Origin of the sequence: Pseudomonas sp. PS02288, from assembly GCF_029959715.1 — a bacterium.
Classification (GTDB): domain Bacteria; phylum Pseudomonadota; class Gammaproteobacteria; order Pseudomonadales; family Pseudomonadaceae; genus Pseudomonas_O; species Pseudomonas_O kuykendallii.
In genome coordinates this window covers 11,922-24,491 of the sequence record NZ_JASCPA010000018.1, presented here as the reverse complement: position 1 = coordinate 24,491, position 12,570 = coordinate 11,922, and the positions used below count along the sequence as shown (strand labels likewise).

13 protein-coding genes and 1 pseudogene are annotated in these 12,570 nt (G+C 58.0%); 5 read left to right on the top strand and 9 right to left on the bottom strand.

Going from position 1 to position 12,570, the window contains the following annotated elements; genetic code table 11:
- Window positions 1-56: 56 nt before the first annotated feature.
- Window positions 57-1,382: pseudogene (locus tag QMX85_RS09665) on the top strand (OprD family porin).
- A 177-nt stretch (window positions 1,383-1,559) separates the two neighbouring features.
- On the opposite strand, the gene QMX85_RS09660 reads toward QMX85_RS09665, so the two are convergent.
- The 6 genes from QMX85_RS09660 to QMX85_RS09635 all read right to left on the bottom strand — a co-directional run bounded on the left by QMX85_RS09660 (window position 1,560) and on the right by QMX85_RS09635 (window position 6,462).
- Window positions 1,560-2,003, bottom strand: a complete 444-nt coding sequence (locus QMX85_RS09660; protein ID WP_003246746.1) for a DUF411 domain-containing protein — start codon at window positions 2,001-2,003, stop codon at window positions 1,560-1,562.
- Window positions 1,993-2,835: a cytochrome c gene (locus QMX85_RS09655; RefSeq protein ID WP_282340305.1), complete on the bottom strand. Its 843-nt coding sequence runs from the start codon at window positions 2,833-2,835 to the stop codon at window positions 1,993-1,995. Before QMX85_RS09655 ends, QMX85_RS09660 begins: the two co-directional genes overlap by 11 nt.
- A gap of 9 nt (window positions 2,836-2,844) precedes the next feature.
- Window positions 2,845-3,936 carry a copper resistance protein B gene (locus tag QMX85_RS09650; protein ID WP_282340430.1) on the bottom strand — a complete coding sequence of 364 codons (1,092 nt, stop codon included), beginning with the start codon at window positions 3,934-3,936 and terminating at the stop codon, window positions 2,845-2,847.
- Window positions 3,926-4,240, bottom strand: a complete 315-nt coding sequence (locus QMX85_RS09645; protein WP_282340303.1) for a hypothetical protein — start codon at window positions 4,238-4,240, stop codon at window positions 3,926-3,928. Before QMX85_RS09645 ends, QMX85_RS09650 begins: the two co-directional genes overlap by 11 nt.
- A gap of 12 nt (window positions 4,241-4,252) precedes the next feature.
- The gene (locus QMX85_RS09640) at window positions 4,253-6,067 is read right to left on the bottom strand and encodes a copper resistance system multicopper oxidase (RefSeq protein ID WP_282340302.1); all 1,815 of its coding nucleotides are present in this window, start codon (window positions 6,065-6,067) and stop codon (window positions 4,253-4,255) included.
- A 188-nt stretch (window positions 6,068-6,255) separates the two neighbouring features.
- On the bottom strand, window positions 6,256-6,462 hold the full coding sequence (locus QMX85_RS09635; RefSeq protein ID WP_004374659.1) for a co-regulatory protein PtrA N-terminal domain-containing protein: 207 nt from the start codon (window positions 6,460-6,462) through the stop codon (window positions 6,256-6,258).
- Window positions 6,463-6,745: 283 nt separating this feature from the next.
- On the opposite strand from QMX85_RS09635, the gene QMX85_RS09630 reads away from it, so the two are divergent.
- The 4 genes from QMX85_RS09630 to QMX85_RS09615 are packed head-to-tail and all read left to right on the top strand — an operon-like array spanning window position 6,746 to window position 9,040.
- Window positions 6,746-7,006: a membrane protein gene (locus QMX85_RS09630; protein ID WP_003460126.1), complete on the top strand. Its 261-nt coding sequence runs from the start codon at window positions 6,746-6,748 to the stop codon at window positions 7,004-7,006.
- Between the two features lie 44 nt (window positions 7,007-7,050).
- Window positions 7,051-7,887: a DUF692 domain-containing protein gene (locus QMX85_RS09625; RefSeq protein ID WP_004374664.1), complete on the top strand. Its 837-nt coding sequence runs from the start codon at window positions 7,051-7,053 to the stop codon at window positions 7,885-7,887.
- Window positions 7,884-8,678 (top strand): DNA-binding domain-containing protein, encoded by a 795-nt coding sequence (locus tag QMX85_RS09620; RefSeq protein ID WP_003460128.1) that lies wholly within the window; start codon window positions 7,884-7,886, stop codon window positions 8,676-8,678. The genes QMX85_RS09625 and QMX85_RS09620 overlap by 4 nt, the downstream gene beginning before the upstream one ends.
- Before the next feature lie 47 nt (window positions 8,679-8,725).
- The gene (locus QMX85_RS09615) at window positions 8,726-9,040 is read left to right on the top strand and encodes a hypothetical protein (RefSeq protein ID WP_282340292.1); all 315 of its coding nucleotides are present in this window, start codon (window positions 8,726-8,728) and stop codon (window positions 9,038-9,040) included.
- A 19-nt stretch (window positions 9,041-9,059) separates the two neighbouring features.
- On the opposite strand, the gene QMX85_RS09610 is transcribed toward QMX85_RS09615, so the two are convergent.
- The 3 genes from QMX85_RS09610 to QMX85_RS09600 all read right to left on the bottom strand — a co-directional run bounded on the left by QMX85_RS09610 (window position 9,060) and on the right by QMX85_RS09600 (window position 12,502).
- The gene (locus tag QMX85_RS09610) at window positions 9,060-9,260 is read right to left on the bottom strand and encodes a heavy-metal-associated domain-containing protein (protein WP_280066449.1); all 201 of its coding nucleotides are present in this window, start codon (window positions 9,258-9,260) and stop codon (window positions 9,060-9,062) included.
- A gap of 97 nt (window positions 9,261-9,357) precedes the next feature.
- A complete protein-coding gene (locus QMX85_RS09605; protein ID WP_282340285.1) occupies window positions 9,358-10,785 on the bottom strand; it encodes a UvrD-helicase domain-containing protein in 1,428 nt (475 codons plus the stop codon).
- The gene (locus QMX85_RS09600; protein ID WP_004374677.1) at window positions 10,775-12,502 is read right to left on the bottom strand and encodes an ATP-binding protein; all 1,728 of its coding nucleotides are present in this window, start codon (window positions 12,500-12,502) and stop codon (window positions 10,775-10,777) included. Before QMX85_RS09600 ends, QMX85_RS09605 begins: the two co-directional genes overlap by 11 nt.
- Between the last annotated feature and the right edge of the window lie 68 nt (window positions 12,503-12,570).

The following is a 12,570-nucleotide window of genomic DNA, read 5'->3' as shown; positions in this document are numbered from 1 at the left end:
CTTGGCACATATATGCGACCACACAATGACAACTGCCAATAACATCAGGAGCATTTATGAATAACAGAACCCTGTTAGGACTTTCTCTGCTCACTCTGAGCGTCAGTACCGGGCAAGCTGCAATGGCCGCCGGCGAGAAAGGCGAGGGATTTATCGAAGGCAGCAGCCTGACCATTCTCAATCGAAATCTCTACTTCAACCGCGATTTCCGTAAAGGCCAGTCCAGCAGCTCGGGTAATGGCTATTCGGAAGAGTGGGCGCATGGCGTGATAGGCAGATTCGAGTCTGGTTTCACCGAGGGCACCATAGGCTTTGGTGTCGATGCCTTTGCCATGCTAGGGCTCAAGCTTGACACCGGCGACGGCCGTTCTGGAGCAGGCGGCTCAGTCGACGTGATGCCTTACAACAGCCTCGGGCAGGCTGAGGACAACTACTCCAAACTGGGGGGCGCGGTGAAAACTCGGTTCATGGATACCGAGATCAAGGTAGGCGACGTCTTTCCCGTCAGCCCGGTCGTCTAATACGGTGATGCACGGCTTTTACCGGAGAGTTTCCGAGGTGTCACCGTGGTCAACAGCAGCGTGGAAGGACTGTCGCTTCAAGGCGGTCGCCTCCACTCGATGAGCCAACCCAATACCAGCAGCATGCGCGACGGCTTCGCTACCTTCTACGCGGGCGAAGTGGACTCGCCATGGATCGCCTATTTCGGTGGTGATTACACGCTTAATGACAACGTCGGCTTTAGTCTCTACACCAGCCGCCTCAAGGATGCCTGGAATCAATATTACGCGGGCACCACGCTGAGCTACCCGCTTGCGGACGATGTCGCCTTGATCGGCGGGCTGAACTACTACAAGGCGGTCGATGAAGGGAGGCAGCTCCTCGGGAGCTTCGATAACAACATCTGGAGCGGCAAGGTCGGCATCCAATTCGGCGCTCATACAGTGCTGGTGGGTCTCCAGCGCAACAATGGCGATGATGACTTCGACTACTTGCGCCAATCGGACTCCATCTACCTCGACAACTCCATCCAGTACAGCGACTTCAACTCGCCGAAGGAGAAGTCATGGCAAGTGCGCTATGACCTGGATATGGAGCCTTTCGGTGTGCCTGGATTGAGCTTCATGACTCGATATGCCCAGGGCTGGGATGCCGACTACAGCAACGCCAACGAAGTCTATATGCGCCGTGATGACAACGGCGATCCGTTGACCAACCAGAAGCGCTGGGAGCGGGACATCGAGGCCAAGTACGTTGTGCAGTCTGGGTCGTTGAAGGACATGTCCTTTCGCATTCGACAAGCCACGACTCGCGCCACCGACTTCGAGTCGGATTTGGATGAGTTCCGCCTGATTGTCGAGTACCCGCTGGAAGTTCTCTAACCCTGGCAAGCGAGCGGGTTGATTGCCCGCTCGCTCCTTGGTCCTGCTGTCCCCTCGTAGTGCTCCTTTGGTTTGGAGACAGCCCTTGGCGCCCTAGGGCGCCTTTTTTACTTAGGTTAAAGGACGTATGAAAATGAGTCGGCCACTACACACAAGCGGCCGTGCTGGCAGGCAGTACTACTGGGCGGGATATTCTGCAACGACCTGATCAGAACCCGTCTTGGTCAAGCCAATGACCTGGTAGGCATGCTGTACGCCATCGACTTCCATGCCGGGGGAGCCCGCCGGCATCCCGGGAACAGCGATGCCCAGCAGATCATCGCGCTTGGTGAGTTCGATGACCTGAGCCGCCGGCACATGACCTTCGACGAACTTGCCGTCAATCACCGCGGTGTGGCAAGACGCTAACCGTGGCGCGACGCCCAGTCTTTGCTTCACTGCTGTCATGTTGCTTTCAACATGGTCGACGACTTTGAAGCCATTCGCTTCGAGGTGTGAAATCCACTTCTTGCAACATCCGCAATTGGCATCACGATGGACATCAATCGTCAGGGCATCAGCTGCTTGAACCGCAGACGTGACGGAGAGAGCGGCCAGTAAGGCCAGATATTTAGCTTTCATGTACGTGCTCTTTGCCATCGGCGTGGGTGTGGGTCTTGGGCGAGGCGTTCGGAGCCTGCTCGGCGTGATGATCACCTCCGTTGGACGACGCCTCATCCCCAGCATGGTGGTCATCGCCACTCATATCCGAATGGTGACCTGCCTTAGGTGCGGAGCCACCCTCGCTATCCGTAGCCGCGGCATCGTGATGACCAGGCTCTCCAGCATCACCTGATCCATGATGGTCATCGCCACCGCCACTATTGTCATGATGGCCAGGCTTGTTGTCGCCGTGCTGTCCTTCATGGTTATGCATCTGCGTTTCCCCACCACCGTGCTGATGGCCGCCACTGGATGCGACGAGTGTTTGGTATTGCTTGGCATCCATCGTCGGCAGTTGGTTGAGGAAGGCAACCATGCCCCAGATGTACTCGTCTCCCATGCTCTTGCCCCACGCAGGCATACCCGTTGCCTTGATGCCATGCTTGATCACCCAGAACGCTGCTGACGGATTGCCATCGACACCGATCTTGGCGAGGTTGGGGGGCGCAGGATAAAGCGATTGGCTTAGCTCGGTCTCCGCCACACCTGGCGCCAAATGACAGCCGATACACATGGAGTTGTAGTTGCCCGCACCGGCGCGAATAAGAGCTTGATCATCCAGGTTGGGAACCTCGATGTCCTGCGAACGGACTTCGATAGAGCGGTCACGGGCCATCGTGAGAAACGCATGCACTGCAGGAAAATGGGGATCATCGGCCCCCACGTTGACCACGCCAAAGTAGGCGCCGGCCAGGACAGCTGTGCTACCGACCACGCCGGCCGCCACCAAAGTTTTAATTGTTCTTTTCATGTCAGGTTCTCAAAACCACATCCGGATACCGGCGACAAAACGCGCCTCGTCTACATCACCGCCCTCGTCGCGCACCATGTCTGCCGTGTTGCCATAGGAGCGGCTCCAGGAAACCCCGACATAGGGAGCAAACTGTCTGACAATCTCGTAACGCAGACGCAAGCCGAGCTCGGTATTTGCCAACCCAGACCCCACACCTCGCTCAGGATCGTTCTTGCCGTAGAAGTTCATTTCGGCAGTTGGCTGGAGAATCAGCCGGTTGGTCAGCAGAATGTCGTACTCGCCCTCTAGTCGGGCAGCAGTTTGGCCATTCTCGCCGACGAAGGCCGTGGCTTCGGCCTCAAAGGCGTAAAGCGCCATGCCCTGGATACCGAAGGCGGCCCAAGTCTGCGGCGACTCCGGTTTGAAGTCCTGGCGAACGCCCGCGACGACATCCCACCAAGGGCCGATCGAGCGGCCGTACAGCAGCTGTAATTCAGCATCCTCGGTCACGCCGTTGGTACGCTCGCCTTCGGAGCGGAACCAGACCCGGTTGATATCACCGCCTACCCAGCCCGACGCATCCCAGGCCAGGGTGCTGCCCTCATCTGCGTCCTGGTATTCGAGCTGATCGAGCAGGAAAAAACTGTTGATGGCGCTGTCGTGAACCTTGTGGCCAGGTAATGGCGGGAAAGCCGCTTGGCGATCAGCATCCGTCAGAACGGGAATCGGCGTACGACTGGTAGTTCTCGGGGCTTCAGCGGAGCCATGGTTCATCTTCGAATGATCCATGCCCTCCATCTGTCCCTGCATGGTGCCGTGTCCCATCTTGCTGTGGTCCATGGCTGGGGCCTTCTCTTGGCTCTGGCTGTGGCCCATCTGGCTATGGTCCATGCTGCCCGATTCGCTCTGCATGGCACCATGATTCATCTTGCTGTGATCCATGCCCTCCATCGGCGCTTTGGCGGAACCGTGGCCCATCTGGCTGTGGTCCATCGACACGGAGCCGTGCCCCATTGCCGAATGATCCATTTCTTCCGCAGCCTGGGTAACGCCGCCGCTGAGTGCACTCAGCGACACGGCCAGCGCTATGAGGGACGGGCGTGAAAACCTAGTGGTCATGGTTCGAACCTGCTTCGGCTTCGGTGCCGCCATGCTTATCCATCATCTTCTCGTGCCCCATATCGTCATGGTTCATGCCCTCATGATCCATGGTGCCATGATCCATCTGCTGGCCAGCGACCTTGCCTTTCGATTGATCTGCAGGCTTGTCACTGATGGCCTCGGGCGCAGCCGACTCGGCAGCATGTTGTTCGTGCTCACTGTGCCCCTCACCTGCCAACGAAACCGGTGCGTGCAGGGCAGCCAATAGGCTGAACATGACTGCGCTGCCAGCCAGGGCATTTCGCTTCATAAAAGTACTCATCAGAAATCTCCTTTACTCATCCACACGGACTTCACGGAACATGCCCATTTCCATGTGGAGCAACAGGTGGCAGTGGTAGGCCCAACGCCCCAACGCATCGGCGGTCACCCGATAGCTGCGCTTGGAACCTGGCGGCATGTCGATGGTGTGTTTACGCACCAGGAAATTGCCGTTCGCATCCTCCAGATCACTCCACATGCCATGAAGATGGATCGGGTGAGTCATCATGGTGTCGTTGACCAGCGTGATGCGAACACGCTCGCCGTACTTGAGGCGTAGAGGCTCGGCGTCAGAGAACTTGATTCCATCGAAGGACCAAGAGAATTTCTCCATATGCCCGGTGAGGTGCAGCTCGATGGTGCGACTTGGCTCACGCCCGTCCGGATCAGGGAAGGTGCTGCGCAGGTCAGAGTACGTCAGCACGCGCCGGCCGTTATCACGCAGGCCGATACCTGGGTCGTCCAGCTTGTGCGTCGGCGTCATGGTCTGCATGTCGACCAAAGGATTGTTGGTCTCTGAGGCCGGGTGTGCCTGCATGTTGCCAGCCATGCCAGCCATGCCAGCCATGTTTGAATGATCCATTCCGGCCATCTGGCTGTGATCCATACCAGCCATGCCACCCTGCATGCTGCCATGATCCATTCCCGCCATATTGCCCTGATCCATCCCGGCCATGTTCCCGTGATCCATACCGCCCATGCTGCCGTGATCCATACCCATGTCGCCCATGGCAATCAGCGGACGCGGGTCGGGGCTGGGTACTGGTGCACTCAACCCCTCCTGTACAGCAAGGGTGCCGCGCGCATAGCCAGTGCGATCCATGGATTGTGCAAACACGGTATAGGCCTGTTCGCTGTCTGGTTCGATGATCACGTCGTAGGTCTCGGCCACGGCGATACGGAACTCGTCGACGCTGACCGGTTTGACGTGCAGACCATCGGCCGCAACCACAGTCATCTTCAGGCCCGGGATGCGCACATCGAAATAGGTCATCGCCGAGGCGTTGATGAAGCGCAGGCGGATCTTTTCGCCTGGTTTGAATATGCCGGTCCAGTTGCCATTGGGTGCCTGGCCATTCATCAGGTAGGTGTAGGTGTAGCCACTGACGTCAGCGAGATCCGTCGGGCTCATCTTCATCTCGGCCCACATCTTGCGATCGGCTACGGCGGCGGACCAACCCATCTCGCTTACGTCATCGATGAAGTCACCAACGGTGCGTTTGTGCTGGTTGTAGTAGTCCGACTGTTTCTTGAGCTTGGCCAGTACCCGCGTTGGATTTTCATCCGTCCAGTCGCTCAGCAACACGACGTAATCACGGTCGTAACTGAAGGGCTCGGGCTCCTTGGCATCGATGACCAGCGCGCCGTATACGCCGACCTGCTCCTGCAGCCCCGAGTGACTGTGATACCAGTAGGTACCGTTCTGGTTGACCTTGAACTTGTACTCATACATGCCATCAGGGGCGATGCCATGGAAGCTCAGGCCAGGAACACCATCCATGTTCGCCGGCAGGATGATGCCGTGCCAATGGATGGAGGTGTCCTCCTTGAGGCGGTTGCGCACGCGCAATGTGACGGTATCGCCTTCGCGCCAACGAAGAATCGGCCCAGGGAGCGAGCCGTTGATGGTCATGGCCGTGCGCGCTGCGCCGGTGATGTTCACCGGGGTTTCACCGATGAATAGGTCGAATTCGTTACCAGTCAGTACGTTGGGCTGGCCGGGGCTGTTCACCGCCCAGACCGGCGTGCGCCACATGCCCATGCCGCCGAGAATACCGGCGGCGGCGAGGCCTTTGACGAAAGTACGTCTTGTGGTTTTGCTTTGCATGCCGTTATGTCCAATCCGTCAGATGAGCCGGTGATATGCATCCGGTCTCGGGTTCATTGACTGCTCCAGTGTCGGGAGATTTGATCTTCAAGCCTTGCGTGCTGCGCAAGTTCCCCTGACACCAAGCAGTATGAAACTGCCATATCTCAACCATCCGGGTGATTACATTTCTGTAAGGTTGAGGGGGCTCAGCAGCTGGCGTGTTCCGCCTGTTTGGCTTGGCTGCCGGCGACAGGAGCTTCATCGTTCTGCTGCTTGGCCAACTGATAGGCTTCCAGCGAGACCTGGCGGGCTTGTTCCATGCGTGCAAACGTGCGATCAGCACCGCCTTCGGCCATCGCCAGGCTGGAAACACTCAGGGCAGCAACTACAAACAGGGTTTTGATCGATTTCATTTCGTTAATCCTCAGAAGTTTAGAAGCCCCTGTAACTAGTGGGGACGAGCGTTAAGCTCGCTGCTACGTTAACCACGACGCCCTGTCAGCAACCTGATCCGAACATTACAGTTCTGTCAGTTTGCTATTTCTTTCTTGTAGGCCCTCCTGAAGGCTCGGTACTGTCTTCCTGCCCGCGCAGCCTTGCGGATTCCATGGGCCTGATCGGTAGCAATGCCTGAGCTAACTCGTTCATTCGCACCGACGGATCGCGACCATCAAACAATCAAGAGAGATAGCCACTATGTCGAACAAATCCAACGTAGCTACCGGTGCCGCCTTGGCTCTGGTGGCCGCCAGCCTGTTCTCCACCCTGCCCGTCCAGGCTGCTCAGGAAACCAAAGCAGCAGAAGTGAAGTGCTTCGGGATCAATGGTTGCAAAGGGCAGAACGACTGCATGACCGCGAAAAACGACTGCAAAGGCCAAGGCGAATGCAAAGGCCAAGGGTTCAAGTTGATGACCCAGACCAAATGTGACGAAGCCGGTGGCAAAACCAGCGAATAAGGCGGTTCAGGGGAGTGCATGCCACTCCCCTGCTGGAGTCTCGAATGAGTAAGCGCAAAACTCTGGGTTTCGGTCTTGGCCTTCGTAACGAGTATTACCGGCAGATCCTGGAGGAACGGCCTGCGGTCGACTGGTTCGAGATCATTTCCGAGAATTACCTGGTGGAGGGCGGCAAGGCTCTCTACTTCCTTGATGCGATCGGCGAGCACTACCCCCTGGTGATGCACGGAGTATCTCTTTCGATTGGCGGCTCACATGCCTTGGACATAGACTACCTACGACAGCTCAAGCAGCTGGCGGATCGGGTGCAGCCTCAGTGGGTGTCTGATCACCTGTGCTGGAGTCGAGGCAACGCCCATCAACTTCACGATCTGCTACCGCTGCCGTTTACCCAGGAGAGCCTGCTGCATGTCGCGGCCCGGGTGCGCTTGGTGCAGGATGTTTTGGAACGTCCCATCGTGCTGGAGAACGTTTCCTCCTACGTGCAGTGGACAACATCCAGCATGAGCGAGTCTCAGTTCCTCTCGGAGCTCAGTTACCTGACCGGGTGCGAGCTGCTTCTCGACGTGAACAACGTCTACGTCAGTTCGCGCAACCAGGGTTTCGACCCTTGGCAGTTCATCATGGAATTGCCGCACGAGCGGATTCGGCAAATTCACCTGGCCGGGCACAGCGATTACGGGCAGTACCTCATCGACACCCATGACCAGCCCATCGCTGATCCGGTTTGGTCTCTCTACAGCAAGACTTTGAGCTACTTGGGCCCGACATCGACCTTGATCGAGCGGGATGACCAGTTTCCGCCGCTGGAAGAGCTGTTGTCCGAATTAGCACATGCCCGTGCTATCGCCAAATCTGTGATATCGGGGGCCACCCCTTGAGCCTGATCGCCCTACAGACTGCATTTGAAACTTACCTGACAGGTGACAGTGCCCTGCCCTCCAACGAGCTTTTGGAGCAGATCCGAGGTAGCACAGCGCTGAGTGCTCTCGAAGGCCTGCAGATCTACCACAACGCTTACCGTTCGCGCCTGCTTGCGGTCTTGCGAGAAGACTTCCCTGCCCTGCTTCACTGGATCGGCAACGAATCATTCGAGCAGCTCGCACTGGCCTACTTGGCCGCCTGGCCACCACGACATTTCAGCATTCGCTGGCTGGGCGAGAAGCTGCCCGAGTTCATTAGCAGCTACGTCGAAGAACCCCAACTATCGCCGATGCGCGAACTCGCGGAACTGGAATGGGCCTTTACACTGGCCTTCGACGCTCAGGATGTCGAAGCGCTTTCGCTGGAGACCATGAGTGATTTTTCGGCTGAAGACTGGATTTCACTCAGGGTTTCCCTGACTGCATCTGCCCGGTGGTTGCAGCTGCAGTACAACACGCTGGAGTTGTGGAAAGCCGCCAAGTCCGGCAGCTTGCTGCCTGATATTACCCGCCTGCCAACGAACCTAGCCTGTCTTGTTTGGCGTCATGAACTCGTCTGCCAGTACCGGAGCCTGGAGCCAGCGGAGGCTTCGGCATTGCAGTTTCTCATCGAGGGCGGATCGTTCGCTGAACTCTGCGAGTCGTTGAGCGCCACGCATGGCGAGCAAGCTCCCTTGCAAGCCGCGACCTGGTTGAAGTTGTGGGTCAACGACGGTTTGCTAAAGCGCGGCCAGCTATTACACGAATGACCCGGAACCTTTAGGCTAGCGCTCTCTCTTTGGCCACTCCGAGCGCTATGACTCACCGCATCATGCATTTCAAACAGCAAGCCTTGCTTGACCCGGAGACCTATCAGGCAATGCTGGCCGACGGCGTTGGCCACTGGGAGCGGCTTGCAGGAGAAGTCGTCGGCATAGAAGACGAAAAAATCCACGAGTTCGCTGCATTGAAAAGCCTGTTCAAGCGCAAGCGGTACTCCTATGACACGCTGGAAATGCGCGAGCCAGGCGATCACTCAAACTGGCTTCGCGGCCGAGATGGTTCAGAAGGTATGACCAACGAGGTCACCAGTATCCCAGGGCTAAAAGAGCTCTCAGAACTGGAGATTTAGTCGGTCGGCAGGCCAGCGCTCAAGCGCTGACCTGGGCCGCATAACCAAGCTCCTGGATCAGCTCGCGGATCGATTCGGCACTTTCTGTGCTCTCAACGGTGACCTTGCCGGCCGCTCGATCCACTTCTACTCGTGCATCCTGATCCAGAGCTTGAATGGCCTTCGTGATTTTGCTCACGCAACTGCCACAGCCCATCCCCGCAACACTCAGACTAAACATGTCTTTCACCTCATTTCGTCCGCGGCTCAAGTTACCGCACGGACAGCATCGACCTTGACACGATGGCAAGGTCAAGCCCGTAAGCGCTACAAAAGGATCAGCCGTTTACCACGGGCGTAAGGATGGGGGTTGGTGAACACACCACGACATGCCTTGCGCCCCTCGTCAGTGCGACGTATAGATTCTGGGGGGTCATAAGCTCAGGATGCAGGACAACCGAGACATCCGCCTCCAGCCCCTTGAGAAGTAATGTGCTGCCTACAGAGCGTCTTGCGATCGGTCGGGCAAGGTGTCTATTGCGCTCTCGCGCTTGAATGGCTGCACTCAGAAAGTCGGCAGCACCTCCCACCACCGCTTGCATTGCAGACCGGCAGCAGTACAGAACCTCCGGTCGGTATACACGTGCCCCGTGCTGCTCAGCGAGCGTATCGATCACACGGAGCGCTTGCCCCAATGTTGGCGCTGCTACGAAATCGATCGCCGCAGCCTCGGCCGCGGTCGGAGGCGTTCGGGCCCTTCCTGCACGCAGCGACTCCACGCGCGTTCGCAGGTTTGCTGCACCTACCCCCGTCATTACGCTGGAAGCAAACTCCACAAGTTGTGCCAGAGCATTGGCACCCTGCAAGTCAAAGTTCCTGGCGAAGTTGACGAGATCTCTCAGGTCGACGGCTTCTACGGCCATGGCACCGGGTGTCTGGCTCGTGAGCTGATGGCGACCTTGCACGTTGATGGAGTCCCCGATGATGAGGACGCTACCCTGAGCGTTGGGAGCTTCGGTTCTCGCGGCCACCAGTCGCTGCTGAACTTCGGTTCCGGCGTTTAGCTGCACCCAACGCACTTCTGCTGGAGCCGTGCGCAGATCCACCGGCTGACCAGCTTGAAGTTGTTGCCTTATGGCGAGCAGCCACTGCCCGAGGTTCTCAGCTCCAGCCAGCCGCCAGCGCCACGGTATCCTCAACTCTCCCGCTGCGGGAAACAGGGGTTGCACCTCATTCGCCCAATGCACCAGTCGATTGCCACGGAAGCTGAATATGGCTTGCATCGGGTCACCGAGCACGCAGGTCGGAAGCACCTGGGCCAAACGAGACACGATGGCGTGCTGGACGACGTTGCAGTCTTGGTACTCGTCGACAAGCAACCGTGCATAGGTGGCGCGAAGGGGCTGAGCGAGGTGACCGGCCTGCAACAACTGCATGGCGGCCTCCCGAATTGCCGGGTAGTCAGTATTGGGTTGATGCAGCTGTAGGATCTGCGGGTTATGGCCGCTTCGCGCTGGGAACTTAGCGATCAGGCGCATCGAGAATCCGTCAATGGTGGAGACTCGATATGCGGAGTTAGGAACACCGGCTCGTCTCAGGCGCGCCCGTAAGGCCGCAACGCCGGCGTTCGTATGTGTCAGGACGAGGATGGGTTTGCTCTGCGTATGCGCGATGAGCGTCTCGGCAATCAATTGCGTTTTTCCACAACCTGCGGGGGCCGTTATGGAGCCACGCTCGATAGCGAAAAGATCAATCTCAGGGGGCACTTGTAAACGTCCAGAGCTGATTCGTGACTGCCATGAAGCCCGGTTCGGCGTTCTGTAAAGACGGACCGACGATGTCCCTTGCAACCTCCTGATAGGTTGTCAGAGACTTGAACCAGCCGCTGTTGCGGATACGGGATGCGGTTCCCAGCAGCTCTCGTCTCTCAGGTGAGTACCCATCCACGAGTCGCTTGGCTCGGATATCGTTCAGCGTCACGCGGCCTTGGGACTTCGTCTGAATGTGTGCGTTCATCAGCTCTGCACCCACTATTGTTTCGGCTTTCGCCAGAAGTGCATCGAGTGCTTGCTCACTGAGATGGCGGAAGATCTCGTCCTCCAACGTGAGGCCTGGTCGCCATGTAAGAATTTGCCCGCCGGCGGCCAAGAATGCTTCAGCGAGCCCCGCGGTCGAAGGCTTGTCGGCATCTACAAAAACCATCACGCGGTAACCCAAGTTCAGAAGTGCTGTTCCCCGGATAAGACTGTTATCGGGGCTTCCCCCGCCGGCGTCCACATACGCGCCGCCATGGGCCAGGAATGAGGTAGCGCCAAGACTGACCCACCATTGGTCAAGGCCACGCGCGAAGCCAACCTCGCTGGCCCCCTCGCAAACGATGATGGATTTGGCGAGGAATGCTTCGGGGTCCTTCCGAAGGGTACTTTGTACCTCGTTGGCTTCCCCAGCTGGCATAACACTGTGGCGCTGAGGTGCTGACCGAACAACGAATAACTGGCTGCCGGACAGCTCGCGCAGCGCGACCGGCGAGTGCGTCGTCATGAACACTTGCAACGGAGCGGCAGCGTCCTTTGCACCCAGCGAGTCCAGGAATCGCATGAGCCGATGAGGTTCAAGCCCGTATTCCACCTCATCAACCAGGGCAATTGGCGCGGCGCTGGCCGCAGCCCTTTGAAGCCCTGCCACTAGCAAGCGTGACGAGCCCGTGCCAAGGGAGCGCAGCGGAATACCTGTTTCACTGTGCAGCGCGATCGCCCCCTCGCCAATCGACACAGAATGTGCGTCAAGGAGCGCCTGAGGCATAGCCCCGACCGAAACGCCAAGATGCTGTGCTGTGCGTTGCACGACCTCAAGCGTCTGGGTCAGATGTTCGGCTGCTTGATTGCCAAAGTTCGCTCTTGCTTGCCTAGCGGCGCGCGCCAGTTCAGCACCAAGCTCGGCGCGCTCATCGGTAAGTCGATTGAGCACTGAGCCACGACTCCACGACAGGTTCGAGCTCGCAAAGCTGCCGATACGGGCGGGCGCTAGTGCCGCTCGTTCTTTCCAGGGAAGAGTGCGTTCAAGTTGCTGCTGCTCCGCGCGCTCGGAGAAAAGTGTCCAAACAGGCTCCAAATCGGCACCAACTTGCAGACGCAAGGTGATGACGGTCTCCAGCCCCGCTCGCGGTTCGTCTTCGACTTCCCCCGTACCGGGATGGAATCCACGCAAGAACTCGCCGTAGACATCAATATCCATCAGCGATAACGGCAGATCGCCAAGCGCCACGCTGATGGTGATGGGTACATCGACGTTTAATGCGAAGAAGTCCATGTCGCCGAACGTGCCGCCTCGGCGGGCGCCGACGCAAAGGTCAATCGCATCTAGAATGCTGGACTTTCCACTATCGCCAGGACCTATGAGGCAGTTAATTCCTGGGGCCGGCACCCAGTCGAGCGCCTGGATAGATCGGAAGTTGCTGATAATCAGTCTGCGAATGCGGGCCACGGAGAGTCCTCATGGGTTAACGACGACCAGTCTCCTACCCGCAGCGGCAACAGTCCATCGAACGTCAC

Bases quoted from the DNA above. Each gene is read 5' to 3' on its own strand.
- QMX85_RS09625 (WP_004374664.1), top strand. From the start codon at position 7,051: ATGAGTAAGCGCAAAACTCTGGGTTTCGGTCTTGGCCTTCGTAACGAG.
- QMX85_RS09640 (WP_282340302.1), bottom strand. From the start codon at position 6,067: ATGCAAAGCAAAACCACAAGACGTACTTTCGTCAAAGGCCTCGCCGCC.
- QMX85_RS09615 (WP_282340292.1), top strand. From the start codon at position 8,726: ATGACTCACCGCATCATGCATTTCAAACAGCAAGCCTTGCTTGACCCG.
- QMX85_RS09630 (WP_003460126.1), top strand. From the start codon at position 6,746: ATGTCGAACAAATCCAACGTAGCTACCGGTGCCGCCTTGGCTCTGGTG.
- QMX85_RS09650 (WP_282340430.1), bottom strand. From the start codon at position 3,936: ATGACCACTAGGTTTTCACGCCCGTCCCTCATAGCGCTGGCCGTGTCG.
- QMX85_RS09610 (WP_280066449.1), bottom strand. From the start codon at position 9,260: ATGTTTAGTCTGAGTGTTGCGGGGATGGGCTGTGGCAGTTGCGTGAGC.
- QMX85_RS09645 (WP_282340303.1), bottom strand. From the start codon at position 4,240: ATGAGTACTTTTATGAAGCGAAATGCCCTGGCTGGCAGCGCAGTCATG.
- QMX85_RS09655 (WP_282340305.1), bottom strand. From the start codon at position 2,835: ATGAAAAGAACAATTAAAACTTTGGTGGCGGCCGGCGTGGTCGGTAGC.
- QMX85_RS09660 (WP_003246746.1), bottom strand. From the start codon at position 2,003: ATGAAAGCTAAATATCTGGCCTTACTGGCCGCTCTCTCCGTCACGTCT.
- QMX85_RS09635 (WP_004374659.1), bottom strand. From the start codon at position 6,462: ATGAAATCGATCAAAACCCTGTTTGTAGTTGCTGCCCTGAGTGTTTCC.